Annotated in this window: 25 protein-coding genes; 20 read left to right on the top strand and 5 right to left on the bottom strand. The window is 62.2% G+C overall.

Annotated elements, in window-relative coordinates; all coding sequences use genetic code 11:
- Nucleotides 1-9: 9 nt before the first annotated feature.
- Nucleotides 10-732: a ribonuclease PH gene (gene rph, locus NAV33_RS11105; protein WP_255979904.1), complete on the bottom strand. Its 723-nt coding sequence runs from the start codon at nucleotides 730-732 to the stop codon at nucleotides 10-12.
- 217 nt (nucleotides 733-949) lie between these two features.
- Here rph and NAV33_RS11100 point away from each other — a divergent pair, with 217 nt between their 5' ends.
- From NAV33_RS11100 to NAV33_RS11075, 6 genes are all read left to right on the top strand, one after another.
- The gene (locus NAV33_RS11100; protein WP_255979902.1) at nucleotides 950-1,813 is read left to right on the top strand and encodes a YicC/YloC family endoribonuclease; all 864 of its coding nucleotides are present in this window, start codon (nucleotides 950-952) and stop codon (nucleotides 1,811-1,813) included.
- 82 nt (nucleotides 1,814-1,895) lie between these two features.
- Entirely contained in the window at nucleotides 1,896-2,516 is a 621-nt protein-coding gene (gene gmk / locus NAV33_RS11095) for a guanylate kinase (RefSeq protein WP_255979900.1), read from the top strand.
- 192 nt (nucleotides 2,517-2,708) lie between these two features.
- A complete protein-coding gene (rpoZ, locus tag NAV33_RS11090; protein WP_021207191.1) occupies nucleotides 2,709-2,972 on the top strand; it encodes a DNA-directed RNA polymerase subunit omega in 264 nt (87 codons plus the stop codon).
- A gap of 60 nt (nucleotides 2,973-3,032) precedes the next feature.
- Nucleotides 3,033-5,141, top strand: a complete 2,109-nt coding sequence (spoT, locus tag NAV33_RS11085) for a bifunctional GTP diphosphokinase/guanosine-3',5'-bis pyrophosphate 3'-pyrophosphohydrolase (protein WP_255979898.1) — start codon at nucleotides 3,033-3,035, stop codon at nucleotides 5,139-5,141.
- Nucleotides 5,142-5,244: 103 nt separating this feature from the next.
- The gene (locus NAV33_RS11080; protein WP_255979896.1) at nucleotides 5,245-5,625 is read left to right on the top strand and encodes a RidA family protein; all 381 of its coding nucleotides are present in this window, start codon (nucleotides 5,245-5,247) and stop codon (nucleotides 5,623-5,625) included.
- Nucleotides 5,626-5,675: 50 nt separating this feature from the next.
- Nucleotides 5,676-7,778: a CHASE2 domain-containing protein gene (locus NAV33_RS11075; protein WP_255979894.1), complete on the top strand. Its 2,103-nt coding sequence runs from the start codon at nucleotides 5,676-5,678 to the stop codon at nucleotides 7,776-7,778.
- A 6-nt stretch (nucleotides 7,779-7,784) separates the two neighbouring features.
- Here NAV33_RS11075 and NAV33_RS11070 read toward each other — a convergent pair whose 3' ends face one another.
- From NAV33_RS11070 to NAV33_RS11060, 3 genes are all read right to left on the bottom strand, one after another.
- Nucleotides 7,785-8,378, bottom strand: a complete 594-nt coding sequence (locus tag NAV33_RS11070) for an OmpA family protein (RefSeq protein ID WP_255979892.1) — start codon at nucleotides 8,376-8,378, stop codon at nucleotides 7,785-7,787.
- Between the two features lie 5 nt (nucleotides 8,379-8,383).
- The gene (locus NAV33_RS11065; protein WP_255979890.1) at nucleotides 8,384-8,860 is read right to left on the bottom strand and encodes a FecR family protein; all 477 of its coding nucleotides are present in this window, start codon (nucleotides 8,858-8,860) and stop codon (nucleotides 8,384-8,386) included.
- Between the two features lie 232 nt (nucleotides 8,861-9,092).
- Nucleotides 9,093-9,296, bottom strand: coding sequence for a hypothetical protein (locus tag NAV33_RS11060; RefSeq protein ID WP_255979888.1), 204 nt, complete (start codon nucleotides 9,294-9,296; stop codon nucleotides 9,093-9,095).
- Nucleotides 9,297-9,760: 464 nt separating this feature from the next.
- Between NAV33_RS11060 and NAV33_RS11055 the strand changes: the two genes are divergently transcribed.
- From NAV33_RS11055 to apbC, 13 genes are all read left to right on the top strand, one after another.
- Nucleotides 9,761-11,131, top strand: coding sequence for an ABC transporter substrate-binding protein (locus tag NAV33_RS11055; protein ID WP_255979886.1), 1,371 nt, complete (start codon nucleotides 9,761-9,763; stop codon nucleotides 11,129-11,131).
- Nucleotides 11,132-11,185: 54 nt separating this feature from the next.
- On the top strand, nucleotides 11,186-12,106 hold the full coding sequence (locus tag NAV33_RS11050) for an ABC transporter permease (protein ID WP_255979884.1): 921 nt from the start codon (nucleotides 11,186-11,188) through the stop codon (nucleotides 12,104-12,106).
- Nucleotides 12,103-12,975, top strand: coding sequence for an ABC transporter ATP-binding protein (locus NAV33_RS11045; protein WP_255979882.1), 873 nt, complete (start codon nucleotides 12,103-12,105; stop codon nucleotides 12,973-12,975). The genes NAV33_RS11050 and NAV33_RS11045 overlap by 4 nt, the downstream gene beginning before the upstream one ends.
- A gap of 71 nt (nucleotides 12,976-13,046) precedes the next feature.
- Complete coding sequence (locus NAV33_RS11040) at nucleotides 13,047-13,790, top strand: GntR family transcriptional regulator (RefSeq protein ID WP_255979880.1); 744 nt, start codon at nucleotides 13,047-13,049, stop codon at nucleotides 13,788-13,790.
- Between the two features lie 8 nt (nucleotides 13,791-13,798).
- Nucleotides 13,799-15,535 carry a fumarate reductase/succinate dehydrogenase flavoprotein subunit gene (locus tag NAV33_RS11035; protein WP_255979878.1) on the top strand — a complete coding sequence of 579 codons (1,737 nt, stop codon included), beginning with the start codon at nucleotides 13,799-13,801 and terminating at the stop codon, nucleotides 15,533-15,535.
- A 117-nt stretch (nucleotides 15,536-15,652) separates the two neighbouring features.
- Nucleotides 15,653-15,886 carry a 4Fe-4S dicluster domain-containing protein gene (locus NAV33_RS11030; RefSeq protein WP_025240110.1) on the top strand — a complete coding sequence of 78 codons (234 nt, stop codon included), beginning with the start codon at nucleotides 15,653-15,655 and terminating at the stop codon, nucleotides 15,884-15,886.
- A 10-nt stretch (nucleotides 15,887-15,896) separates the two neighbouring features.
- Entirely contained in the window at nucleotides 15,897-16,856 is a 960-nt protein-coding gene (locus NAV33_RS11025) for a HEAT repeat domain-containing protein (protein ID WP_255979876.1), read from the top strand.
- 80 nt (nucleotides 16,857-16,936) lie between these two features.
- A complete protein-coding gene (gene fdxA / locus NAV33_RS11020) occupies nucleotides 16,937-17,260 on the top strand; it encodes a ferredoxin FdxA (protein ID WP_255979874.1) in 324 nt (107 codons plus the stop codon).
- An 18-nt stretch (nucleotides 17,261-17,278) separates the two neighbouring features.
- Complete coding sequence (locus tag NAV33_RS11015) at nucleotides 17,279-17,470, top strand: hypothetical protein (protein ID WP_255979872.1); 192 nt, start codon at nucleotides 17,279-17,281, stop codon at nucleotides 17,468-17,470.
- Nucleotides 17,467-17,778 carry a gamma-butyrobetaine hydroxylase-like domain-containing protein gene (locus NAV33_RS11010; RefSeq protein ID WP_255979870.1) on the top strand — a complete coding sequence of 104 codons (312 nt, stop codon included), beginning with the start codon at nucleotides 17,467-17,469 and terminating at the stop codon, nucleotides 17,776-17,778. The genes NAV33_RS11015 and NAV33_RS11010 overlap by 4 nt, the downstream gene beginning before the upstream one ends.
- Complete coding sequence (locus NAV33_RS11005) at nucleotides 17,775-18,782, top strand: YeiH family protein (protein WP_255979868.1); 1,008 nt, start codon at nucleotides 17,775-17,777, stop codon at nucleotides 18,780-18,782. The genes NAV33_RS11010 and NAV33_RS11005 overlap by 4 nt, the downstream gene beginning before the upstream one ends.
- Before the next feature lie 45 nt (nucleotides 18,783-18,827).
- Entirely contained in the window at nucleotides 18,828-19,604 is a 777-nt protein-coding gene (locus NAV33_RS11000; RefSeq protein WP_255979866.1) for a ferredoxin--NADP reductase, read from the top strand.
- 126 nt (nucleotides 19,605-19,730) lie between these two features.
- Nucleotides 19,731-20,831, top strand: coding sequence for an iron-sulfur cluster carrier protein ApbC (apbC, locus tag NAV33_RS10995; RefSeq protein WP_255979864.1), 1,101 nt, complete (start codon nucleotides 19,731-19,733; stop codon nucleotides 20,829-20,831).
- A 320-nt stretch (nucleotides 20,832-21,151) separates the two neighbouring features.
- Here apbC and NAV33_RS10990 read toward each other — a convergent pair whose 3' ends face one another.
- Complete coding sequence (locus tag NAV33_RS10990; protein WP_255979862.1) at nucleotides 21,152-21,913, bottom strand: substrate-binding periplasmic protein; 762 nt, start codon at nucleotides 21,911-21,913, stop codon at nucleotides 21,152-21,154.
- 687 nt (nucleotides 21,914-22,600) lie between these two features.
- Here NAV33_RS10990 and NAV33_RS10985 point away from each other — a divergent pair.
- Nucleotides 22,601-24,568, top strand: coding sequence for an AAA family ATPase (locus tag NAV33_RS10985; protein ID WP_255979860.1), 1,968 nt, complete (start codon nucleotides 22,601-22,603; stop codon nucleotides 24,566-24,568).
- The last annotated feature ends 69 nt before the right edge of the window (nucleotides 24,569-24,637 follow it).

The raw sequence follows: 24,637 nt of genomic DNA, 5'->3' as shown, positions 1-24,637 counted from the left end.
TCCTCTGAATCAGTCGGCCAGCGCGGCTTGCTGCAGCGCGAACAATTCCTGCATGCCGCTCTGCGCCAGCGCGAGCATGGCGTTGAGCTCTTCCGGCTGGAACGGTGCGCCTTCGGCGGTGCCCTGCACCTCGATGAAACCACCTGCGCCGGTCATGACCACGTTGAGGTCGGTTTCGGCTGCGGAGTCTTCCAGATAGTCCAGATCGAGCACCGGCTCACCCTGATACATACCCACTGAAACTGCGGCGACCATCTGCTTGAGCGGATCACCACCCTTCAATCCACCGCGCTTCTTGAGCAACTTCAAGGCATCGACCAGCGCCACCATCGCACCGGTAATCGAAGCAGTGCGAGTACCACCATCGGCCTGAATCACATCGCAATCGATATAGATGGTGTTTTCGCCCAGCTTGCTCATATCCAGCGCCGCGCGCAGCGAGCGCCCGATCAGACGCTGGATCTCGAGGGTGCGCCCGCCCTGCTTGCCCCTGCTGGCTTCACGCTGGTTACGCTCGCCTGTGGCGCGCGGCAGCATGCCGTACTCGGCGGTCAGCCAACCCTGGCCCTGCCCCTTGAGAAAACGCGGTACGCCATTTTCGATGCTGGCGGTGCAGATCACTTTGGTATCACCGAACTCCACCAGCACCGAGCCCTCGGCATGCTTGGTGTAGTTGCGGGTGATGCGGATAGAACGCAGCTGATCGGCGGCGCGGCCACTGGGACGCTTCATGGATATTTCCTACTTCATCGATTCTGGTGCCGGCATTATAGGAGGCTTTGGTGCAGAATTACGCGCCCGGCCTGCCGATCGGCAAAAGCGCCAGAGGCTAACGGCTATACGACAAGCACCGGGCGGCAACCATTGCGTTGCTTCTCATCGTCCAGCCTCAAACGCCTTTTTGATTTACAATCCGTCGCCTTTCGCCATCGCACCGAGGGGTTACCCAATGATTCACAGCATGACCGCCTTCGCACGGGCCGAGCAGGCCAGCGACCACGGCACCCTCAGCTGGGAAATCCGTTCGGTAAACCACCGCTATCTGGAGCCGCATCTACGCCTGCCGGAAGCCTTCCGCGACCTTGAGGGCGCTGTCCGAGACGCGCTACGCAAGGGCCTGTCGCGCGGCAAGGTCGAATGCACACTGCGCTTTACCGAGGACGCCGCTGGCCGCTCGATGCAGGTAGACAATCAGCGGGCCAGCCAGCTGATTGCCGCAGCGGAAAGCGTCGCCGCATTGATCAAGCAACCAGCGCCACTCAATCCATTGGAAATACTGGCCTGGCCGGGCGTACTGGTGGGTGACGCGGCCGATCCCCAGGCGCTCAACAGCGCGGCCTTTCAGCTGTTTCACCGGACACTGGGGGAGCTGAAGGATGGCCGCCAGCGCGAGGGCGAAGAGCTGGCCCGCCTGATCAACGAGCGCCTCGATGCGATCACCGAGGAAACCGCCACGCTGCGCTTCCAGGTCCCGCAGATGCTCGCCGCCCAGCGGCAGAAGGTGCTGGACCGCTGCGCCGAAATGCGCGTCGACCTGGATCCGCAACGTCTCGAACAGGAGATGGTAATGCTGGCGCAGAAGAGCGACGTCGCCGAGGAGCTGGACCGCCTGACGACTCACGTCAGCGAGGTGCGCCGGGTACTGAAGTCCGGCGGCGCCGCCGGTCGGCGTCTGGATTTCCTCATGCAGGAACTCAATCGTGAAGCCAATACACTCGGATCCAAAGCGTTCGACACCCGTAGCACCCAGGCGGCGGTAAGCCTCAAGGTGCTCATCGAACAGATGCGTGAACAGGTCCAGAACATCGAATAGCAACGCCGCTTGGCGCTGCACGGCGGGCCGGCCTTGGGCTGCCGTTGCCAAGCCTACATTCAGTAACCGTTCAGAGAATCACATGTCAGCCTCCACCGGTACGCTCTATATCGTTTCCGCCCCTTCCGGCGCCGGCAAGACCAGCCTGGTCAAGGCCCTGCTCGATGCGCAGCCGCAGATTCGAGTCTCTGTCTCGCATACGACCCGCCCCATGCGCCCGGGCGAGGTGGATGGGATCAACTATCACTTCGTCAGCCGCGAAGAATTCCTCGAGCGGCTGGAGCACGACGAATTCCTTGAACACGCCGAGGTATTTGGCAACCTCTACGGCACATCGCAGCGCTGGCTCGAACAGACCCTGAAAGAAGGCTATGACCTGATTCTGGAAATCGACTGGCAGGGCGCCCAGCAAGTCCGCCAGCTGATGCCGCAGGCCAAGTCCATCTTCATTCTGCCGCCCACCCAGGAAGCGCTGCGTCAGCGCCTGACCAACCGGGGCCAGGACAGCGACGAGGTGATCCAGAAGCGCATGCGCGAGGCGGTCAGCGAAATGACTCATTACATCGAATACGACTATCTGGTGATCAACGACGACTTCGCCCACGCCCTGATCGACCTGCAAGCGATTTTCCGCGCCAATCAGCTGCTGCAAACCGCTCAGCAGCAGCGGTTCGATGGATTACTCAAGCAGTTGCTGACTTAGCTGCAAAAGCTATCAGTGTCGCGGCCCGTTCTGAACATCCGAGCGTGGCTTTTTTCTTCACTTGCAGCTTGAGGCCTGAAGCTTGCCGCTGCTTTTCACTTTTTACCGCTTCCCTATTGGCTGGTGATTTTTTAGACTATTCCGTCCGCTCGCCCATTCGGGCATGCTTTACCGCTATTGATGAGGAACACCATGGCCCGCGTTACCGTTGAAGACTGTCTGGACAACGTAGATAACCGCTTCGAGCTGGTCATGCTCGCCACCAAGCGCTCGCGTCAGCTGGCCACAGGCGGCAAAGAGCCCAAGGTAGCCTGGGAAAATGACAAGCCGACCGTAGTTGCGTTGCGCGAAATCGCATCCGGTCTGGTGGATTATGACGTGATCGCACAAGACGACATCGTCGATGACGAGCCATTGTTCGTACAGTACGAGGAAGAGCCCAACGAGGCCCTCTAACTAAATGCCAGGTCGAGGTCGAACCGCAGATACAGCGCCCCGCCGGCAAGGAGCAACGCCTTGCCAGCCATAGACGCCCTTGCCGATCGCCTATCGACCTACCTCGGCGCAGACCAGGTAAACCTGGTGCGCCGTGCCTATTTCTATGCTGAGCAGGCCCATGATGGCCAGCGTCGGCGCAGCGGTGAAGCCTACGTCACCCATCCCCTCGCGGTAGCCAACATCCTCGCCGACATGCACATGGATCATCAGAGCCTGATGGCCGCGATGCTGCATGACGTCATCGAGGACACCGGCATCGCCAAGGAAGCGCTCACCGCGCAGTTCGGCGAGACCGTCGCCGAACTGGTCGACGGAGTCAGCAAGCTGACCCAGATGAAGTTCGAAACCAAGGCCGAAGCCCAGGCGGAGAACTTTCAGAAAATGGCCATGGCCATGGCACGCGACATCCGCGTGATCCTGGTCAAGCTCGCCGACCGCCTGCATAACATGCGCACGCTCGAAGTGCTGGCCGGCGAAAAGCGCCGCCGCATCGCCAAAGAAACCCTGGAAATTTACGCGCCCATTGCCAATCGCCTGGGCATGCATGCGATGCGCGTGGAATTCGAGGATCTCGGCTTCAAGGCCATGCACCCGATGCGTTCGGAACGCATCCGCGCTGCGGTCCGTCGCGCCCGCGGCAACCGTAACGAAATCGTCGAAAAAATCGAGCAGTCACTGATTCACTGCCTTGAGCGCGAAAGCCTCGAAGGCGAGGTGGTGGGCCGCGAGAAACATCTGTTCAGCATCTACAAGAAGATGCGCGGCAAGCGCAAGGCGTTCAACGAGATCATGGACGTCTACGCTTTCCGCATCGTGGTCGACAAGGTTGACACCTGCTACCGCGTGCTCGGCGCGGTGCACAGCCTTTACAAGCCACTCCCCGGTCGCTTCAAGGACTATATCGCGATTCCCAAGGCGAACGGCTATCAGTCGCTGCATACCACCCTGTTCGGCATGCACGGCGTGCCCATTGAGATCCAGATTCGCACCCGCGAAATGGAAGAGATGGCCAATAACGGCATCGCAGCCCACTGGCTGTATAAATCCGATGACGAAGAAGCCTCCAAAGGCACCCATGCCCGCGCACGGCAGTGGGTCAAAGGCGTGCTGGAACTACAAGAGCGCGCCGGTAATTCGCTGGAATTCATCGAGAGCGTCAAAATCGACCTGTTTCCGGACGAGGTCTACGTCTTTACGCCCAAGGGCAGCATCATGGAGATGCCAAAAGGCTCGACCGCGGTGGACTTCGCTTATGCGGTGCACACCGACGTCGGCAATACCTGCATTGCCTGCCGCGTCAACCGGCGTCTGGCGCCGCTGTCGCAGGCACTGGAAAGCGGCAGCACTGTTGAAATTGTCACGGCGCCTGGAGCGCGACCGAATCCCGCCTGGCTTAATTTCGTGGTCACCGGCAAGGCGCGAACGCATATCCGCCACGCCCTCAAGCTGCAACGCCGCTCGGAGTCGATCAACCTTGGCGAGCGCCTGTTGAATAAGGTGCTCACCGGCTTCGAAACCAGCCTGGAAAAGGTCTCGCAGGAACGCATCAAGGCGGTGCTCAACGAATACCACATGGAGGTCGTCGAAGACCTGCTTGAGGACATCGGCCTGGGTAACCGCATGGCTTACGTGATCGCGCGACGCCTGCTGGCCAGCGAAGGCGAGCAAGCGCCAAGCGCCGAGGGCCCACTCGCGATCCGCGGTACCGAGGGCCTGGTGCTCAACTACGCCAAGTGTTGCACGCCGATTCCAGGCGACCCGATCGTCGGCCATCTTTCCGCCGGCAAGGGCGTAGTGGTGCATCTGGACACCTGCCGGAACATCAGCGAAGTCCGCCATAACCCAGATAAGTGCATTCAGCTGTCCTGGTCCAAGGACGTTACCGGAGAGTTCAACGTCGAACTGCGCGTTGAGCTGGAGCACCAGCGTGGCCTGATCGCCCTGCTCGCCGGCAGTGTCAACGCCGCCGACGGCAACATCGAGAAGATCGGTATGGACGAACGCGACGGACGCATCAGTGTCGTTCAGCTGGTGGTCAGCGTGCATGATCGCGTTCACCTGGCTCGCGTAATCAAGAAGCTGCGCGCGATCAAGGGCGTCATGCGGATCACGCGGGTAAAAGCATAACGTCGTCAGAAGCGCTTGAAGGCTAGAAGCGAAGCTGCAAAAAGCTCTAGGCTGTCGTTCAACCTTCCAGCGGCCTTTCGCCATCTCTAACCAAGGAATTCCCATGTCCAAGACCGTGATCCACAGCGACAAAGCGCCAGCCGCCATTGGCACTTATTCTCAGGCAATCAAGGCCGGCAATACCGTCTACATGTCCGGGCAGATCCCGCTGGACCCGAAGACGATGGAGTTGGTAGAAGGCTTCGAAGCACAGACCGTGCAGGTGTTCGAGAACCTCAAGGCCGTTGCCGAAGCCGCCGGTGGTTCGCTGAAAGACATCGTCAAACTGAACATCTTTCTTACGGACCTGGGCAACTTCGCCACGGTCAACGAAGTCATGAGCCGCTATTTCCAGCAGCCCTACCCTGCCCGAGCCGCCATCGGCATCGCCGCACTGCCGAAGGCGGCACAGGTGGAAATGGACGCCATCATGGTGCTCGAGTGACCTTCGGCGATACAGCCTAACCGTTCGACCGGTTGCAGGGAGCGCGACTGATGACCGTATCCGGCCACCTAGCATTGCGACTGCTGCTGGTTTGCGCGGGCTTGCTGGCGGCCTGCGCGCTCTATCTCGCCGAACCGACACTGCTACAGACGCTGCGCAACAGCCTCTTTGACCAGTATCAACGCTGGCAGCCACGCGCCGAGCCGGCCGAAACCAAGGTGTTGCTGGTGGATATCGACGAGAGCAGCCTTGCACGTCTTGGCCAATGGCCCTGGCCACGAAACCTCATGGCGCAGCTGCTGGACCGGCTGCGTGAGGCCGGCGCCGCGGTTGTGGTTTTCGATGTACTGTTCGCCGAACCGGACCGCAGCTCCCCAGCGCAGCTGCGCAACCGACTTCCCTCGGAACTGGCGTCCCAACTAAAAGGGTTGCCCGACCATGACCAGCTGTTCGCCGATGCCCTCGAGCGCCAGCCCAGCGTCCTCGGTTTCGCCGCCACACGTGCGGCCAGCCAAACCGTACCGCTGAGCCGCTTCGCCGTGCGCATACGGGCCGATGCCGGCACGCCCAGGTTTCCCGCCTATGCCGGCACCGCGAGCGCATTGCCTGAGCTGGAAAACGCCGCCAAGGGCAGTGGCGCGATGACCTTTCAACCTGACAGCGATGGCGTGGTGCGGCGCGTACCCCTGATGATACGAAGCGACGGACAGCTGCTGCCTTCCTTGGCAGCCGAAGCCATACGGGTGTATTTGAAGCAGAATCTCTACCGCATCGACGCCAACGAGCACGGCGACATCATTCAGGTCCACATCGGGCCGGAAAGCCTGCCGACCAGCCGTAGCGGAGAGCTCTGGGTCCATTATCGCGAGGACATGAGCACGCAAAGCCTGCCCGCATGGCAAGTGCTTCAGAGCAGGCCCGACGCCAGATTGCAGGATGCTATCGTCCTGGTTGGCAGCTCGGCGCAGGGGCTGCAGGACCTTCGTTTCAGTCCGCTCGGCAGGATGATTCCCGGCGTGCAGGTCCATGCGCAGGCCATCGAGCAGGCGCTCTACGGCAAACCACTGCAGCGCCCATACTGGGCCACCCCGTTAGAAGCCCTGACGCTGCTGCTCGCCGCGCTGCTGCTCTGCGGGTTGACGCTCACCACCGGCGCCCTCACCGGCGCGCTGGCTTGCGCAGCCTTGCTGGCCGTGCTCAACCTTGGCGCCTGGTGGGCCTACTCCAGGCATGGGTTGTTGTTCGACTCACTCAGTCCGTCCCTGGGCCTGGCGCTCAGCTACCTCGGCGCCAGTATCGCCCGCCATCGGGCCAGCGAGAGACAACAGCGCTGGGTTCGTGCCGCCTTTTCCCGCTACATTTCTCCGAATCTGGTCGAACACCTGGTCCGCCATCCGGCGCAGTTGCGGTTGGGGGGCGAGCGCAGGCATTGCAGTTTCGTCTTCACCGATCTCACCGGCTCCACCGCGCTGATGGACGAGCAATCGCCGGAACGGCTAGTAAGCATGCTCAACGAATACCTGGAAGGCATCATTCAGATCGCCTTTCGTCATGAAGGAACGCTGGAGCGCATCATGGGTGATGGCCTGGCGATCCTCTTCTCCGCGCCGCTGGTGCAAACCGATCATCAGACTCGCGCCCTCGCCTGTGCGCTGGAAATTCGCCAGTTCACCCGCCAGCATGCGGCCAACCAGCAGGCCGCCGGTGTCCCGCTTGGGTGCACCCGTATCGGTGTGCACAGCGGCGAAGCCGTAGTAGGCAATTTCGGCGGCTCGACATTGTTCGACTATCGCGCGCTGGGCGACGCAGTAAATATCGCGGCGAGGCTGGAAGGGTTGAACCGCTATCTGGGTACCGATCTTTGCGTATCGGAGGCAATCCGCGCGGCCAATCCGAACGTGCCGATGCGCACGATCGGCGACGTCGTGCTCAAGGGCAAGCAGCAGCCAATCCGCCTCTACGAGCCTTGCGAAACGGATATAGATAACGCCTACGACGCCGCCTATGCCCTGCTCGCGGCCGAGCATCAAAATGCCGTCGAGGCATTCAGCGCGCTGCACGCCCAGCGGCCGGACGATGCGCTAATCAGCTATCAGCTGCAGCGTTTACTCAACGGCCAGCGCGGCGAGCGGATCGTAATGACGGAGAAGTGAAGCGGCTCAACGCACGCTGACCTCGACCCGGCGGTTGCGCGGCTCGGATACACCGTCGGGCGTCTTGATCAGCAGGTTGCGTTCGCCGTGTGAGGAGACGGTCAGATCGATCATCTCGATCGCCCGACTTCTCAGCATATCGGCGATCGCCTGGGCTCTGATCAAGCCCAGTTTCTCGTTCCAACCTGGACCGCTGAGCGTATCGGTATGCCCGATGACAGAGACGGCCGACGGACCACGCAGACGGATCGCCTCGACGACCTGTTCGATGGCCCGCTGCGACTCCTTCGTCAGCTCGGCGCTGCCGAGCTTGAAATACAGCTGAAAGCGCTGAGGCAGCGATGGCTGGGCGGCCAGTGCCGCGGAGAAGTCATGGGCGATGCGCAGCTCGCCGACATGGAACGGGCCCGAGCCGAGCGCTCTGGTACCGATGGCCAGACCCTGTTGCTTGCGGTCAAGCCGCGTCTGGCCCTTGGCATCTTCTATTATCACCGCACCGGTGGTGCCGTCCGGGCTCTCCAGCAGCACCACGTAGTCACCCGTCACGCATCCTGACAGCAGCAGGGCTAAACACAACAGCGCGCATGTATTTCGCAGCATCCGCCTCACTCGCCAACCTTCACCAGGAAATGCGTACCGCGCACGCCGATGGTGCCGGTGGGGGTTTTCAGCTCGACCGCCTCAGGCTTGAGCTTGGCGATGACGCCGGAGATGAAGTTCAACGTACCGCGGCTGATGCGTGCACTCAGCCGAAGTTCTTCGCGCGCGGGTTCGAATTGATATTCGTCGAGGGTGAACTCGCTGTTAGGACCGAAGGACATCACCGTGTTATCGCTGAGGGTGACGCCCATCGAGCCTTGCGCTCCGGTTCGTAGAATCGCGCCGAGCACTACTGCCTGGCCGGCGCGGGCATCGATGGTCTGTCCACGGCTGGTGACGGTCGCCTCACCCTGCACTTTCATGATGTAGCCAACCGGCTCGGCAAGCGCTTGCGCCTGGCTCATCACAGGCAAAGCCAATACACCGGCGATAAGCAAAGGCCGGACGCGTTTAAGCGCAGCAAGGGCGTTCCCGTACATCATCGTTCCCATTCTCCGTCGCAGGTCGTTTCCGTTTCGATCGCCATCCGAAGCCAGCGCTCAGGTCGACAGGCCGACTACTTCCTGTCGTGCCCCGTCAGGCTTCGCCGCAGAATGCAGGATGACCTTCGGCAAATACAAGTTCGGCTACGAGACCTGCGCCTCAGAGCGGCCACTTGGTCGCGGCCGTCCCGCTGGCGGACCGGTTGATGTCGACCATCTAGAAGCGAACGATTCAGTTGACCGCGCGTACGCCGCGGTCCCAGAGCGCCTGATCGTTGAGCTGGCGAGTATCGACATAGCGCGGCACACCGCTGATCTCTTCGAGCTCGGTCATGCCAGCGAGCTGGTTGACGATGCGATAACGCTTGCCAGCGGCCTTGTCTTGCAAAGGGTAAAGCGCCGCGATCTGCTGCGCCAATTCGGTAAGGGTGGACATGGTGCGGGTGCTGCTCTGGATGCGAAGGGCAGGCTATTTACTATGGATCAAGAATAATTTCGCGCGATGGCCGACGCCTAGCAGGCCATTCATCGGAACGCCCTGTTTTCACCTCAATTTATGGCACAGGCGGGCTTTTATCGCCGCTGCGCAACGCACCGGACCTGCCTACCCGCCATCGCCAACCCCTGCGCGCTGCTTTCCAGTCTCTGAGTTGTTCCACTTGTTCTAAGCGCGTCATCTGCCGCTGCGCCGCCTTGGTACGGCCATAGGAAATACGCACCATCGGCGAGCGCGCGAGGTGTATACGCAGCGCTGTTCAAGCCACCCTCGTCTTAGAAAAGTTCGCTTTAAAAACAGCGTGATATTAGCGATCCGTCGCGTTCTGGCACACCCGATGCACCTTCAAACACAGGCGTTATGCCCTGTTAGTACAAGTTGCTCAACCGCCAAGGTGAAGACAAATGGACAACCGGAACAGCCTGCTTGCAACCTCGTTTCTCGGATCGCTCATGGTGTTGAGCGGCCCTGCGGCAGCGGAGACCATCCGCGTCGGCATTGGCCACCAGAGCATGGTTACCAACACCGTCTCCGGCGGCGTCGTGCTGGAAAAGCTCGGCCTGCTGGACCAGCACTTGCCCAAGACTGGCAAATACAAGGATGCGGACTACCAGATCGAATTTCGCGACTACGATTCCGGCCCGCCGATCACCAATCAGATGCTTGCCGGCAAGCTCGACTTCGGCGTCATGGGTGACTATCCGCTGATCGTCAACGGTGCCAAATTTCAGCAAACCGGCAAACAGCAGACCCGCTTCATCGCCGTGACCGGCTACAACCTCAAGGGCACCGGCAACGGCATCGTGGTGCCGGCGGCATCCTCCGTGCAGAGCCTTCAGGATCTAGCCGGCAAAAGCCTGTCCACACCCGTTGGCAGTGCGGCCTGGGGCATGACGCTCAAGGTACTTCGCGACGCCGGCCTGTCGGACAAGGTCACCCTGGTCAATCAGTCGCCACCCGTAGGTGCAGCCAACATCGCGGCCGGCAAGATCGACGCGCATGCCGATTTCTGCCCCTGGTCGGAAATCATGGAGTTCCGCGGTACTGGCCGGAAGATCTATGACGGCAGCGAGGCCGGCATCCCCACCTTCCACGGCATCGTGGTCCGCGAGGAATTCGCCAAGCAATACCCCGAAGTCGTCGAAGGCGTGCTCAAGGCCACTATCGCCGCGCAGAAATGGATCAGCGAAGACCCGATGCGCGCCGCCACCCAGGTGGCCGAGTGGACCGGTGTCGACAAGGAAGTGCTCTACCTCTACTTCAGCGACGGCGGCATCTCGACCATGGAAGCGAGCATCAAGCCGCAATGGGTCGATGCCATGAAGTACGACCATGGCCTGCTGCAGAAGGAAATGCAGATTCCTGACCTCGATTTCGCCGCCTGGATCGACGACTCCTATCTGAAGAAGGCCTACGCCGCGTCAGACCTCGACTACGACGCAATGGTGCAGAACGTTGTTAGCCCCACTCCACGCGCGCCAGGCCGCAAGCCTGCGGAAATCTGGTTCGCCGAGAAGGGCATCGTTGCCTACGACGACACCGCCGCGATGCTCGCCGCCGAAGAAGCAGCCAAGGCCGACGGCACCGCGATCAACGCCACCTACGTCTACGACAACCTCACCGGGCTGAAGCTGTTCGGCAAGTCCGCCTACCTGATCAAGGATCCGAGCGGCGAGGTGCTCGCCTTCATGAAGAAGAGTGATTCCGAGCGACATATCGCCGAAAGCGGCGGCGTGCCGCTGACCGCCGCGCAACCGGTCGCGATGTTGCCCTGATCCGCTCGTATGCGCCGCAGAGCGCAAAACAAACCTGAGCCGAGGAGCGTAGCCATGAGTGTCAAACCGAACCCCGTGTTCGATTCAGCCACGGCGGTATCCGCAGCGATCGCGGCGCCTGCGCTGGAAGTTGCAGCAGCGCCCAGCCCGTCCGCTGCACCGAGCGCATCCGCCGCTGGCGTGCCGCGCCGGCGCCTGCCGAATATGACCGGGCGCTATCTGGTGCGCATCGCCGCGCTGCTGATGGCGCTGGTGGTCTGGCATTTCGCCGCCAGCAATGGCTTCAACTTCTTCATCAACTTCGAGAACGTGCCGACCCCGCTGCTGGTAGGCGAGGCGCTGGTTACTCAGCTGTCCAGCTCGGAGTTCTACCTGCACATTGCCCATAGCATGGAGCGGATCGCCATTGCCTACGCCTACGCCGTGATGCTGGGCGTGCTGACCGGCGTGATGATGGGCCGCTCGCGCTGGGCCGAAGACATCATCCTGCCGTACATCGAGCTGTTCCGGCCGATTCCGGCAGTGGCCTGGATCCCGCTGGCGATCCTGATGCTGCCGACGGAACAGTCGAGCATCGTCTTCATCACCTTTCTCGGCGCCTTCTTTCCCATCGTGCTGAATACCGTGCACGGCGTGGAGCAGACGCCCGATGTACTGGTCCGCGCCGCGCGCAGCCTGGGCGCCAGCAAGAAGGCCATTCTCTGGCACGTGGTGATTCCCGGTGCGATGCCGAGCATTGTCGCGGGACTGGCGATCGGCATGGGCGTGGCCTGGTTCTCCTTACTGGCAGGCGAAATCATCAGCGGCCAGTACGGCATCGGCTACTTCACCTGGACCAGCTACACCCTGGTCAAGTACCCGGAAATCATCATCGGCATGCTGACCATCGGTGGCCTCGGCACCCTGTGCACCCTGCTCGTGCGCAAGGCCTGCAACCCGCTGCTGCACTGGCAGGCCAAAGGAGGCCGGCCATGAACAGCGCCGTACAGGACAACCGCCTCGCCGTGCTCGACCACAGCCGGCTACGTGCAAAAACCAACGCCAAGGGCGACGGTCGCGGCCACATCAGCGTGCGCAACCTGCACATCGAGTTCGACCACAACGGCGGCAAGCGCGCCGCTGTTCAAGATGCTCAGCTGGAGATCCGCCCCGGCGAGTTCGTCTGCCTGCTCGGGCCTTCCGGCTGCGGCAAGTCGACCCTGCTCAACGCCATGGCCGGTTTCGTCCATCCGACTCGCGGCGAGCTGAGCATCGACGGCAAAAGCGTCGATGCTCCGAGTCCGGATCGCGGGATGGTGTTCCAGCAGCACTCGCTGTTTCCCTGGAAGACCGTGCGCGACAACGTCGCCTTCGGCCCGCTGATGGCCGGCGCGTCGCGCAACGAGGCGTGCAGCGTGGCGCGTACCTTTCTTTCGCTGGTCGGTCTGGCTGCCTTCGAGGATGCCTACCCCGGCACGCTGTCGGGCGGCATGCAGCAGCGCGTCGGCATCGCCCGCGCGCTGGCCAACTACCCAAGCGTGCTGCTGATGGACGAGCCCTTCGGCGCGCTGGATGCGCAGACGCGAATCATGATGCAGGAGAACCTGCTGGAGATCTGGCGCGAGTTCAAGAACACCGTTGTGTTCGTCACTCACGATATCGATGAGGCCGTGTTTCTCTCCGATCGCATCGTGGTGATGAGCGCCAGCCCCGGCCGGATCATCGCCGACATCAAGGTCTCGCTGCCCCGGCCGCGCGAGCAGAGCCTGCTCACCAGCGCCGATTTCATGGACTACAAGCGCCAGTGCCTCGACCTGATCCGCCAGGAAACCCTGCGCGCTTTCCAGCAGCAGAACGGAGGCTGAGCCATGCGCGAATCCCAACGTTTTTCGCCACCGCTCGACATGACCTGTCATGACAGGCTGGAGCTCACCCAATGAAAGGCACCCAGCAACTTGCCCCGGGTCAGTCGCCGCTGCCGCTGTATGTGCAGATCCGCGATGACCTGCGGCGCAAGATTCTCGAAGGCAGCTACGTGGTCCATGAGCGCCTGCCCTCGGAAAACGAGCTGATGAACGCCTTTGGCGTCAGCCGCATCACCATTCGTCAGGCGCTGCGCGACCTGCACAACGAAGGACTGGTGTTCAGCGCACAAGGCAAGGGCACCTACGTCAGCAAGCCCAAGGCCGTGCAAAACGTTCAGCGTTTGCAGGGGTTCGGCGAGGCCATGGCCGCACAGGGCTATGAAGCCACGGCGCGGCTGTTGTCAATCCAGGAGCGCAAGCCGCCCAAGGCCGTGGTCGCCGCGCTGCATTTATTGGCCGGCGAAGAGGTGGTCGAGGTCAAGCGCGTGCGCTACCTCAACCGCGACGCCGTCTGCGTCGAGAACAGCTATTTCCCCCTCGACATCGGCCGGCGGCTGTTCGGCCTGGATCTGTCCGGCGACATCTTTCCGCTGCTCGAAAACGCCTTCGGCATCGCCCTCGGGCGCGCCGACATCAGCCTCGACGCCACCCTGGCCGACGAGGAACACCAGCACTACCTGGCCCTCAAGCCGGGCGAACCCATCCTGCGCGTCGAGCGGCTGACCCATGACCGCGCTGGCCGTCCCATCGACTTCGAATACCTCTGCTACCGCGGCGACGCATTCAAATACCAGTTCCGAGTGGATCGGAAATAGGAGGCAACATGACCACTATCAACGGCATCCCAGTCATCGACACCGACGTGCTGGTCATCGGCGGCGGCACCGCCGGCCCGATGGCCGCCGTGACCGTCAAGGAGCAGGACCCGAACCTCAAGGTGATCCTGCTGGAGAAGGCCAACGTGAAGCGCTCCGGCGCGATTTCGATGGGCATGGACGGCCTCAACAACGCCGTGGTCCCCGGCCATGCCACGCCGGAGCAGTACGTCAAGGAAATCACCATCGCCAACGACGGCATCGTCCACCAGCCGGCCTTGATGGCCTACGCGACTCGCTCGTTTTCAATGATCGAAAAGCTCGACTCCTGGGGCGTGCATTTCCAGAAGGACGAAACCGGCGATTACGACATGAAGAAGGTGCACCACCTGGGCACTTACGTGCTGCCGATGCCCGAAGGCCATAACGTCAAGAAGATCCTCTACCGCCGCCTGCGCCGCGTGCGCGTGGAGATCGAGAACCGCTTCCAGGCCACCCGCCTGCTGAAGGATCCGGACGGCAACATCGCCGGCATGATCGGGGTGAACACCCGCACCGCCGAGCCGATCATTATCCGCGCCAAGGCGGTAATCATGGCCACCGGCGCGGCCGGGCGCATCGGCCTGCCGAATTCCGGCTACCTGTTCGGCACCTACGAAAACCCGGCCAACTGCGGCGACGGCCATGCCATGGCCTACCACGTCGGCGCCGATCTGGTGAATCTGGAGTGCTTCCAGGTCAACCCGCTGCTCAAGGACTACAACGGCCCGGCCTGCGCCTACGTCACCGGCCCGCTCGGCGGTTTCACCGCCAATGCGTATGGCGAACGCTTCATCGAGTGCGATTACTGGTCCGGACAGATGATGCTGGAGTTCTTCAAGGAACTGGAATCCGGCACGGGACCTGTGTTCCTCAAGCTCGATCACCTGGCCGAGGAAACCATCCAGGAAATCGAAACCGTCCTGCACACCAACGAGCGTCCGACCCGCGGCCGTTTCCACGAAGGTCGCCACATCGACTATCGCCAGCGCATGGTGGAAATGCACATCTCCGAGATCGGCTTCTGCTCCGGTCACTCCGCTTCCGGCGTCTGGACCGACGAAACCGGCGCCACCACCGTGCCCGGCCTTTACGGTGCCGGCGATATGGCCTCGGTGGCGCACAACTACATGCTCGGCGCGTTCGTCTACGGACAGATCTGCGGCGAGAGCGCCGCGACGTTCGTTAAGGACCGCAGCGAGCCCGTGCTCGACGAAGCCTTCATCGCCGCCGAGCTGGCGCGTATTCAGGCACCGCTGCTGGTCAAGGACGGCATTCCACCCGAGCAGATGGAATACAAGGTGCGCCGCCTGGTGAACGACTACCTGCAGCCGCCGAAAGTGACCAAGAAGATGGAGATTGGCCTGGAGCGCATCCTCGCCGTGCGCGAAGACGTGCCGAAGCTCGCCGCCGCCGATCCCCATGAACTGCTCCGGGCGCTGGAAGTGCAATCGATCATCGACTGCGCCGAGATGGCCGCGCGCGCCTCGCTGTATCGCACCGAATCACGCTGGGGCCTGTACCACTACCGCGTCGATTTCCCCGAGCAGGACAACGCCGAGTGGTTCTACCACAGCCGCCTGTTCAAGGACGCCAATGGCCAGATGGCCCACGGCAAGCGCCCGGTCGCCGACTACGTCGTCCCGCTGGGCGAAGAGAAGGACGCCTACAGCAAACTGCGGGTGAAAAAGGCCGCCAATGCCTGATACCCGTAAGGCCGAATTCACTCGGCCGCAACCTGATGCCAAACGGGCGAATAAATTCGCCCCTACAGCGAAGCGGGTCGCCCCGAACCCGCTCGACTGGAACCGAGGAGATACACCATGCCCGTAGCCAACCACCGCTCTGCCGTCCCGGTTGTCGTGGATGAAGAGAAATGCATCGCCGAGAAGGGCTGCCGCGTCTGCATCGACGTCTGCCCGCTGGACGTCCTGTGGATCAACCCGGACACCGGCAAGGCGCACATGAAATACGACGAATGCTGGTACTGCATGCCCTGCGAGACCGACTGCCCGACCGATGCGGTCAAGGTGAACATTCCCTACCTGCTGCGCTGAGGAGCCGCTGATGAAGACCTATGACGACCCCATGCTGCAGGAAATCGCCGACAACCTGGCGTCCGCGGATCCCGGCATTCGCCGCGTTGCCGTACTCGAGCTGGTCGATTGCGGCGAGCCGGAAGCTGCCGAACTGCTGATCCTCGCACTCAACGACCCCGACCCCGCGGTGCGCCAGGAGGCGGCCAAGGTGGTCGACGAATTCGATGCGGTGGACATCGCCGACGCGCTGATCGCTGCCCTGCAAGACAGCAACGAGGTGGTGCGCAACTCCGCCGCCCATGCGCTGGCCGATCTCAAGGATCCGGCCGCGGCGATGCCGCTGCTCGAAGCGCTGGAAGGCACGGATGACCCTTTTGTCGTGGCTGGAATCCTGCGGGCAGTCAAACCGCTGCGCAACCCGGCCGCCCAAGCCCCGGCGCTGCAGCGCATGCAGGCAGCCGATGCCGGCGTGCGCCGCGAGGCAGTGGCGGTGATCGGTTGGCTGAAGCAGACCGAAAACCTTCCCGCGCTGATGGAGCGCGCCGGGCACGACGAGGACGCCGAAGTGCGCCGCGCCGCCACCGGCGCCCTGGTCTACGCCACGCCCGAGCAGGTCGGCCCGACGCTGGTCGGCCTGCTGCATGACGCGCACTGGCAAGTGCGTGTCGAAGCGGCGGTCAGCATCGGCAAGCTCAATTACCAGGCGGCCTTACAGCCCTTGGTCGAGGCCACGCACGACAGCTTCTGGCAGGTCCGCGAAAAGGCCGTGGACGCGCTCGGCAAACTCGGTGCGATCGGCGCCATCCCGGCGCTCGGCGTCTGCGCTCGCGACCCGATGAGCAACCTGCGCAAGGCCGCCATCGGCGCGCTGGGGACGATCGGTCATCACGATGGCCGCGCCTTCGTCGAGGCCGCGATGGACGACCCGGATCCGGACGTCCGCAAGCTGGCGCGCTGGGCCATGTCGAAACTCGACGCCGCCGCCTGAGATCAGCGCTGTGCTTCCGCCCCTCTCCCCTCGGGGAGAGGGCTGAGGTGAGGGGCAAGGCGCACCAGAGGAGCTATGAGATGACTTATGTAGTGACCGAAAACTGCATCCGCTGCAAATACACCGACTGCGTCGAAGTCTGCCCGGCGGACTGCTTCCACGAGGGCCCGAACTTTCTGGTGATCAACCCCGAGACCTGCATCGACTGCAGCCTCTGCGCACCGGAGTGCCCGGCCGACGCGATCTTCGCCGACAACGCGTTGCCCGCCGACCAGACCCATTTCATCGAACTCAACGCCGAACTGGCCGAGGTCTGGCCGGTGATCATGCAAACCAACAGTCCGCTGGCCGAAGCCGATGTCTGGGTCGATCAGGGCGACAAGCTGCAGTTCTTGGAGCGCTGAGCTGTGCCCGAACTTGTCATGACGAGTTGGCTCCGCCACGCCCTGTTGGTGCTGGTGATCGGCGGCGCTGCACTGAACGGTAGCGCACGGCCGGTGGAGGATCAGAGCCGCTTCGTCAGGACACCGGAAACCCCTGCCCTATTGGCTCCGAACGGCTACCCGCCGCGCCTGTCGGCCCTTCTTTCTGATTGGTTAAGGAGTTGCCCATGACCACCCAGACCCTGATCGCCCCACCCACGGAAATCCGCCTGCGCAAGGCGCAAAAGATGCTCGAAGTTCTCTGGCCAGACGGCGTGCGCAGCCAGCTCAGCTGCCTGGCGCTGCGCAAGTCCTGCGCCTGCTCGATGTGCGCCCAGGCGCAGCAACGCGGCATGCTGACACTCATCGATGCCGACGTCGGCGTCGATCGGCTGGAGGTGTCCGGCGTCAGCGGCGTGCAGTTCCACTTCAGTGATGGCCATTACCGCGGCCTGTATCCCTGGGCCTATCTGCGCGAACTGGGCGAGCGCCTTCAATGAACATGCGCGCCCAGCAACTGCTCGCGCCGCCCTTCGCCGTCGTCTGTCGGCTGTATCCCGGCGCGGCGCTGTGCATGGTGCTGGCCCTGGCCGGCAGCTTTCTGGCCGAACACTACGGCGCGCCCGCGCTCATGCTGGTGCTGCTGCTGGGGTTCGGTTTCGCCAATCAGGCCGCCGATGCGCGCATGCAGGCTGGCGTGACGTTCTGCAGCCGGCAGATCCTGCGCATCGGCGTGGCCTTGCTCGGTGCGCGGATCGGAGTCGAGCAGCTGCTGACCGTTGGCAGCCTGCCGCTGCTGATGGTGGCGACCAGCGTGCCGTTGGTGATCGGAGCCGGGTTACTGCTTGGCCGCTGGCTGGGCCTGCCGACCCTCCACAGCCTGGTCGCCGGCGTGGCGGTGGCGATCTGCGGTGTATCGGCGGCAATCGCGGTGGCGGCGGTGATTCCCGCTGGCCGGCTGGAGGATCGACGGCTGCTCGGTGTGGTGGTCGGCGTCACCGCGCTGGGCACCTTGTCGATGCTCGTCTACCCGCCTTTGCTCGCCACCCTGGACTATGGCGACATCGAAAGCGGCCTGCTGCTCGGCGCCAGCATCCACGACGTCGCCCAGGCCGCCGGCGCTGGCTACCTGGTGTCGGAGACAGCCGGCGATGTCGCCACCCTGACCAAGCTGTTGCGCGTCGCCCTGCTGGCTCCGCTGGTGCTGCTGCTTGGCTGGCTACTACGCCGCGGCGATTCCGGCCGCGCCGAATTCCCTCTGTTTCTGCTCGGTTTTCTCGCCCTGTTCGGACTTAACAGCCTCGGCTGGTTGCCGACCGGTTTGCGCGAAGGGCTCGTCGCTGCATCCAATGCGTGCCTGCTGGTCACCATGGCGGCGCTCGGCATGCGCACCACTTTGAGCGAGCTTTTCGCCCAAGGCTGGCGACCGATGCTGCTGCTCGTGGTGCTCAGCGTCGGCCTGCTGTTGAGTGCGATGACGATGATGGCGCTGGCCTCGCCCTGACGATTTTTCCTGCCTCGTTTCCCATTGACTGTTGGAGGTTTTGCCATGGCTGCAATCGGTACCGAAAGCGTTCTCAGCGTTCGTCACTGGAACGACACCCTGTTCAGCTTCACTACCACCCGCGATCCGGGCCTGCGCTTCGAGAACGGTCACTTCGTGATGATCGGCCTCGGCGTCGAGGGCAAGCCGCTGATGCGTGCCTACAGCATCGTCAGCGCGAACCACGACGAGCACCTGGAATTTCTCAGCATCAAGGTGCCGGACGGCCCGCTCACCTCGCGCCTGCAGCATCTCAAGGAAGGTGACCCGATCCTGGTCAGCCGCAAGCCGGTCGGCACGCTGGTCATGCACGACCTGCGGCCCGGCAAACACCTCTATCTGTTCGGCACCGGCACCGGCCTCGCGCCGTTCATGAGCATCGTCCGCGACCCCGAAGCCTACGAGCGCTTCGACAAAATCGTACTGGTGCATTGCGTACGCGAGGTCAGTGAACTGGCCTATCACGACTACCTCACCCACGAACTGCCGCAGCACGAATTCCTCGGTGAAGAGGTGCGCGACAAGCTCATCTACTACCCCACCGTCACCCGCGAGCCGTTCCGCAATCAGGGCCGCATCACCACGCTGGTTGAAACCGGCCAGCTCGCCGCCGACATCGGCCTGCCGCCGCTGAACAAGCACAGCGACCGGGTGATGCTCTGCGGCAGCCCGGCGATGCTCGACGCGCTGACCGGCATGCTCGACGAGATGGGTTTCGAAGCGTCGGCGCAGCAGGGCGAACCCGGCGACTACGTGATCGAGCGCGCTTTCGTCGAGAAATGAAACTGAGACGGGCCTGTAGGAGCGAGCTTGCTCGCGAAGCTTTTGCGTGGCCTGGGGTCCGCGAGCAAAGCCTCGGCGTTCCCCTCGCTCCTACAAAAGCCATTCAATTTAGCCCTGGAGCTCACCATGACACTTCACCGCTTTGCGACACCCAGCATCGATCTGACTCAGCAGGCCGAACACGCCCTGTCACAGTGGGTCGAACCCTGCCTCGGTTGTGACCTGATCAGTGCCGGCGCGGTACGTGCGCTCCGGGTCGAGGGTACGCACCTGCATCTCGAGCTATCGCTGGGCTTTCCAGCGGATGGCTATCAGCAGGCGCTGAGCCGGGCGCTGCAAGCGCTGTTGTTGGCCCATACCCAAGCAAGAGCGATAACGGTCGAGATCGACTGGACCGTCACTGCCGCGCCGGTCACGGCCCAGGCAGTGCCTGGCGTGAAACATTTGATCGCGGTCGCCTCGGGCAAAGGCGGCGTGGGCAAGTCCACCACCGCGACGAATCTCGCACTAGCCCTGGCCGCCGATGGCGCGAGGGTCGGCATGCTCGATGCTGATCTGTACGGTCCCAGCCAGCCGCGCCTATTAGGCCTTTCCGGTATGCCGGAAAGCCGCGACGGCAAGCTGGAACCGATGCTCGGCCACGGCCTGCAATGCATGTCCATCGGCTTTCTCGTGGATGAAGAAGCACCGGTGATCTGGCGCGGCCCGATGATCACCCAGGCGCTGACCCGGCTGCTTGAAGAAACCCGATGGCAGGAACTGGATTATCTGATCGTCGATCTGCCGCCTGGCACTGGGGATATCCATCTGACCCTGGCGCAGAAGATGCCGGTCTCCGCCGCGCTGATCGTCACCACACCGCAAGATCTCGCCCTGCTCGATGCGCGCAAGGGCCTGCGCATGTTCGAGAAGGTCAACGTGCCAGTGCTCGGCATCATCGAGAACATGAGCCTGCACGTCTGCAGTCAGTGCGGGCATGAGGAGCACATCTTCGGCAGCGGCGGCGCGCGACGTATGGCTGACCAGTACGGCAGCGAGTTGCTTGGCGAGCTGCCACTGGACATGCGCATTCGCATCGGCGCCGATGACGGCCTTCCCGTTCTTGTCAGCGACCCCCACGGCAGCCTGGCGCAGGCCTACCTGAACATCGCTCGACGGGCCGCTGCTAGGCTGTCCCTGCGCAGCAGAGAGACACAGGCATCGCTGCCAAATGTGATCGAGGCCTGACCAACCGGCGGGCCAGCTAAGCGCACCCCGCCGGGTGATTTGTCGTATCCGGATAAGCTGCCAGTCAGCGAGGTAAAAGCTCGCAAGACGTCACTTTCGAGCAGATTAGCGAGGCCGATGAGGGTGGTGCAGTGCGGCTATTATCAGCGAGGGCAGATCATGTTCACCGTGGCGCTGCTGAAGAGACCCCGCAACCCGACGGCAGGGCCATTGATCAGGGCTTGGCTGGCAATCACTGTCGCCAGTGCACCGCCGACGCGGTGCCAATCAAGCTAGCTGCGCGCGGCGTAATGCTGACGAGCCGCTTGCGTCTATCTAACTCAATTGTTCATGTAGCGCTGCGTAGCCTTTTGCAGCAGTCCCTCTTGCTTCATCTGATCCAAGGTGCGCTGGAGTTTCTGCACTACTTCGTCGGATGTCTCTTTATTCAGCGCCAGGTAAAGATCGACCCTGCTCAGGGTCAACGCAACCTCCAGAGAACCGATCCCAGCTTGTATCGCTTCGTAATCGCCGGACGGATTGGTTGTCGCCCATAAGTCGAATTTGCCAGCCTTGAGTTTTTCCGGCGTATTGATCAAGGACTTGTGAAGCTCAAATCCGCGATTGATCAAGTATCGACTGCCTACGCTGCCGTCCTTCGAGCCGATGCGGTACTGCTTCGCGTCGTCAAGACTGGCAAGCTGGATAGGGCTTCCAGGCAACTTCAACAGCACGATCTGGATCTCGCTCAACGGGCCAACCCATTTGTATTTGGGTTCGCGCTCCGGCGTGCGGCTAAGGGAAAACACGGCGAAACCAGGCTTTTGCTCGGCTAATTCCTGCAAGCGGTTCCATGGAAAACGAAGCGTCATTTCATAGTCGATACCTGCCCGTTTGAAGAGTTTGGCCACGACATCGGCATCGATGCCGTCAATCGACTCCTCTCGCGCGAAGTTTTTACCGTCAATGGCCATGCTGAACGGTGGAAAGTTCTGCGTTAACAGGTTGATTTTTACGTCGTCGCTGTTGGCGAAAGCGGAAGGTAAAAACGCGAACAATAAAGTCACGAAAGCGAAGCTAAGTTTTTTATTTTTTATATGCATTTTCTAATCCCTAGTTTTCGATTCGAAGCCCCTGTGAATCCAAGCCGTCACCCTTTGGCGCAGCAATCCAGACATATCCGGCGCGATTAAATGGACTCCTGCATCACCAATGCGTGTTAGCTGAACCAGCGGGCCGACTTTAGGCTGGAATGGCCCGAGCCTGCACTTGATAAATAAGAGCGCTTGAACTTAGGTCCCATAAAAAGCTTCATCGCACCTCATCCAAACATTGTCTTGAACGATAAGCAGCCAGGTATCGTCGCGTTGGGGATAGAAACGGTTTTTTATTTCGATCCCATTTCCTCATTCGGTATCAATGGACTCGTTTCGGCCCCCGCAGCGCCAAATCGACCGTTTCCCCTAAAGTCAGCGCATCCGGCGACCCGACTGATACGCTCCGGCTTTCTCAAAGAGTGTCGTGAACATTTAGTTCTACGGCCAAACGGTCATTCGTCGTAAATCCAGGCGCCATTCGTCGCGTTGCCCCGCGCATGGTGGCACTTGCCGTATGCTCGCCGGCTATCGGAACCGAACAATCCGAACCGCAGTCCGGCATATAAATCGCATCCAACTAGCCCGTACTGCCCAACGCCATGCGATTGGCGTCGCGGGTCTCCCGCGTACAACAGTGGTCCGCCCTTGGGCGGTTGTTTGTCGAAACATCGGGCTTCCCGATTGGATTGTGAAATGAAAAAACCACGTCTGCTACAAGGCCGCCGCGGCCCTGTGCTCTCCGTTTTCATGTCGTTGCTGATCGCCGCTTGTGTGGCCTTCTGGCACTTTCAACCCGCCGCTCCGGCCACCCCTGCGACAGGTGCGGCTGCCAGCATGCTCGAAGCCCTGCAGGATTCAACCGATCCCTGGCAAGCCAACCGCCGCGATCTGTCCGTGCTGATGGGCGATTTGCGTGTCGCGGCTATCGCCAGCGCCGCGCTAGGCAAGGACGCGGTCTATATCAGCCGGCACGACGGCCTGCGCTATTGGGTGCCGGACCAGTCAGGGCGTGTCGCCCAGCTGCTGCTCGATCAATACGCCAGCAGCGAAGGCCAGCTGTTCCCGCTGACGTTGTTCGATACCGACGGCGAGGCGCCCTGGTACAAAGTTCTGGTGCCCTATGCACCTTTCATTCTTCTATTGGTCGGCGCACTCGGCTATCTGGCGATCAAAAGCCAGGCCTTCCGCGTACAGCGCAAGGGCAGCGGCATCAGCTTTGCCGACGTCGTCGGCGCCAGCGAAGCCAAGCAGGCGCTCAGCGACGTCACCGACTATCTGCGCGACCCCGCTGCCTACGCTGCGCTGGGCGCGCGTCCGCCAAAAGGCGTTTTGCTGACCGGCGAGCCTGGTACCGGCAAGACCCAACTGGCAAAGGCACTGGCGACCGAGTCCAACGCCAGCTTCATCCAGGTGACCGGCAGCGACTTCTCGTCGATGTACTTCGGTGTTGGCATTCAGAAGGTCAAGGCGCTATTCCGCACCGCGCGCAAGCAGGCGCCATGCATCATCTTCATCGACGAGATCGACGGCATCGGCAAGCGCGCCGAGCAGCAGCGCTCCAGCGACGCCGAGAGCAACCGCATCATCAACCAGTTTCTCGCCGAGATGGACGGCTTCGACGGCGCCAGCGGCGTGCTGGTGCTGGGCGCGACCAACTTCCCCAATTCACTGGACCCAGCGCTGGTGCGCGAGGGGCGCTTCGATCGCTCCATCGCGGTCGGCCTGCCGGGCCTGAACGACCGCGAGGCGCTGTTCCGTCTCTACGCAGACAAGATCCGCGCCGAGCAGGAACTGGATTTCGCTCAATTGGCACGCAACACCGTCGGCCTGACGCCGGCCGCCATCGCCTATATCGTCAACCATGCCGCCCTGCTCGCCGCACGTGGCGCGGCGACGGCGGTGACCATGGCGCACTTCGTCGATGCCGTGGAAACCTGCCGCATAGGCGAACAGCCGTCGGGCGTGACGCCGATGTCGCCGAGCGATCGCAAACGCATCGCCGTGCACGAAGCCGGCCACGCGCTGGTCGCGGCGGCGCTGAAGGTAGGTCGGGTGGAAAAGGTCACCATCCTGCCGCGCGGCCAGGCACTAGGCGTGACGCTGGTTACGCCGGTAGAAGACAAGCGCCTGCATATGGAATCCGAACTGCGCAACCGCATCCAGATGCTGCTGGCCGGGCGTGGTGCCGAGCAGCTGTATTTCCACGAGGTGTCGTCCGGAGCCGGCCAGGATCTGCAAGAAGCTTCGAAGATCGCCCTGTCGATGGTCGGCGCACTTGGGATGGGCCCAACCGGCTCGTTACTGAGCCTGCAGGCCGTGCGCGACGCGCATATCGAGTTCGATTCCGGCGAATCGATTCGCGCTGCGGATAACCTGCTCAAGCAACTGGACCGTGAATGCATGGCGTTGCTGCAGCGGCTCAAACCAGCGCTGGACGAGGTCGCCGACAAGCTACTGGCCGAGGAAACCGTGCCGGGTGAAGAAGTACTGGCAGCTATCGATCGCCTGCCCGAGCATCATCACGACGCCAGCGTCAGCTCGATCATCGGCCATGCCATGAGCAGCATCGACCGCGTCGCGGCCAGTGCCATGGAGCACGCCGAGCACTTCGAGCTGGCGCCGATAGAGCAACCCGAGGATGACGGTCCGGGAATGCTCTGAAGCGATAGTCAGAAAAAAACGGCGGAAGCCGCGCGAATCGACCTCGCGCGGCTTCCGCCGTTCTGCTTC

It is taken from the genome of Stutzerimonas stutzeri (assembly GCF_024448715.1).
Lineage (GTDB): Bacteria > Pseudomonadota > Gammaproteobacteria > Pseudomonadales > Pseudomonadaceae > Stutzerimonas > Stutzerimonas stutzeri_AR.
This window is presented reverse-complemented; position numbering and strand designations above follow the sequence as displayed.

Excerpts from the sequence above, each read along its gene's own strand:
- rph (WP_255979904.1), bottom strand. The coding sequence starts at position 732 with ATGAAGCGTCCCAGTGGCCGCGCCGCCGATCAGCTGCGTTCTATCCGC.
- NAV33_RS11100 (WP_255979902.1), top strand. The coding sequence starts at position 950 with ATGATTCACAGCATGACCGCCTTCGCACGGGCCGAGCAGGCCAGCGAC.
- gmk (WP_255979900.1), top strand. The coding sequence starts at position 1,896 with ATGTCAGCCTCCACCGGTACGCTCTATATCGTTTCCGCCCCTTCCGGC.
- rpoZ (WP_021207191.1), top strand. The coding sequence starts at position 2,709 with ATGGCCCGCGTTACCGTTGAAGACTGTCTGGACAACGTAGATAACCGC.
- NAV33_RS11080 (WP_255979896.1), top strand. The coding sequence starts at position 5,245 with ATGTCCAAGACCGTGATCCACAGCGACAAAGCGCCAGCCGCCATTGGC.
- NAV33_RS11075 (WP_255979894.1), top strand. The coding sequence starts at position 5,676 with ATGACCGTATCCGGCCACCTAGCATTGCGACTGCTGCTGGTTTGCGCG.
- NAV33_RS11070 (WP_255979892.1), bottom strand. The coding sequence starts at position 8,378 with ATGCTGCGAAATACATGCGCGCTGTTGTGTTTAGCCCTGCTGCTGTCA.
- NAV33_RS11065 (WP_255979890.1), bottom strand. The coding sequence starts at position 8,860 with ATGATGTACGGGAACGCCCTTGCTGCGCTTAAACGCGTCCGGCCTTTG.
- NAV33_RS11060 (WP_255979888.1), bottom strand. The coding sequence starts at position 9,296 with ATGTCCACCCTTACCGAATTGGCGCAGCAGATCGCGGCGCTTTACCCT.
- NAV33_RS11055 (WP_255979886.1), top strand. The coding sequence starts at position 9,761 with ATGGACAACCGGAACAGCCTGCTTGCAACCTCGTTTCTCGGATCGCTC.
- NAV33_RS11050 (WP_255979884.1), top strand. The coding sequence starts at position 11,186 with ATGAGTGTCAAACCGAACCCCGTGTTCGATTCAGCCACGGCGGTATCC.
- NAV33_RS11045 (WP_255979882.1), top strand. The coding sequence starts at position 12,103 with ATGAACAGCGCCGTACAGGACAACCGCCTCGCCGTGCTCGACCACAGC.
- NAV33_RS11040 (WP_255979880.1), top strand. The coding sequence starts at position 13,047 with ATGAAAGGCACCCAGCAACTTGCCCCGGGTCAGTCGCCGCTGCCGCTG.
- NAV33_RS11035 (WP_255979878.1), top strand. The coding sequence starts at position 13,799 with ATGACCACTATCAACGGCATCCCAGTCATCGACACCGACGTGCTGGTC.
- NAV33_RS11030 (WP_025240110.1), top strand. The coding sequence starts at position 15,653 with ATGCCCGTAGCCAACCACCGCTCTGCCGTCCCGGTTGTCGTGGATGAA.
- NAV33_RS11025 (WP_255979876.1), top strand. The coding sequence starts at position 15,897 with ATGAAGACCTATGACGACCCCATGCTGCAGGAAATCGCCGACAACCTG.
- fdxA (WP_255979874.1), top strand. The coding sequence starts at position 16,937 with ATGACTTATGTAGTGACCGAAAACTGCATCCGCTGCAAATACACCGAC.
- NAV33_RS11015 (WP_255979872.1), top strand. The coding sequence starts at position 17,279 with ATGACGAGTTGGCTCCGCCACGCCCTGTTGGTGCTGGTGATCGGCGGC.
- NAV33_RS11010 (WP_255979870.1), top strand. The coding sequence starts at position 17,467 with ATGACCACCCAGACCCTGATCGCCCCACCCACGGAAATCCGCCTGCGC.
- NAV33_RS11005 (WP_255979868.1), top strand. The coding sequence starts at position 17,775 with ATGAACATGCGCGCCCAGCAACTGCTCGCGCCGCCCTTCGCCGTCGTC.
- NAV33_RS11000 (WP_255979866.1), top strand. The coding sequence starts at position 18,828 with ATGGCTGCAATCGGTACCGAAAGCGTTCTCAGCGTTCGTCACTGGAAC.
- apbC (WP_255979864.1), top strand. The coding sequence starts at position 19,731 with ATGACACTTCACCGCTTTGCGACACCCAGCATCGATCTGACTCAGCAG.
- NAV33_RS10990 (WP_255979862.1), bottom strand. The coding sequence starts at position 21,913 with ATGCATATAAAAAATAAAAAACTTAGCTTCGCTTTCGTGACTTTATTG.
- NAV33_RS10985 (WP_255979860.1), top strand. The coding sequence starts at position 22,601 with ATGAAAAAACCACGTCTGCTACAAGGCCGCCGCGGCCCTGTGCTCTCC.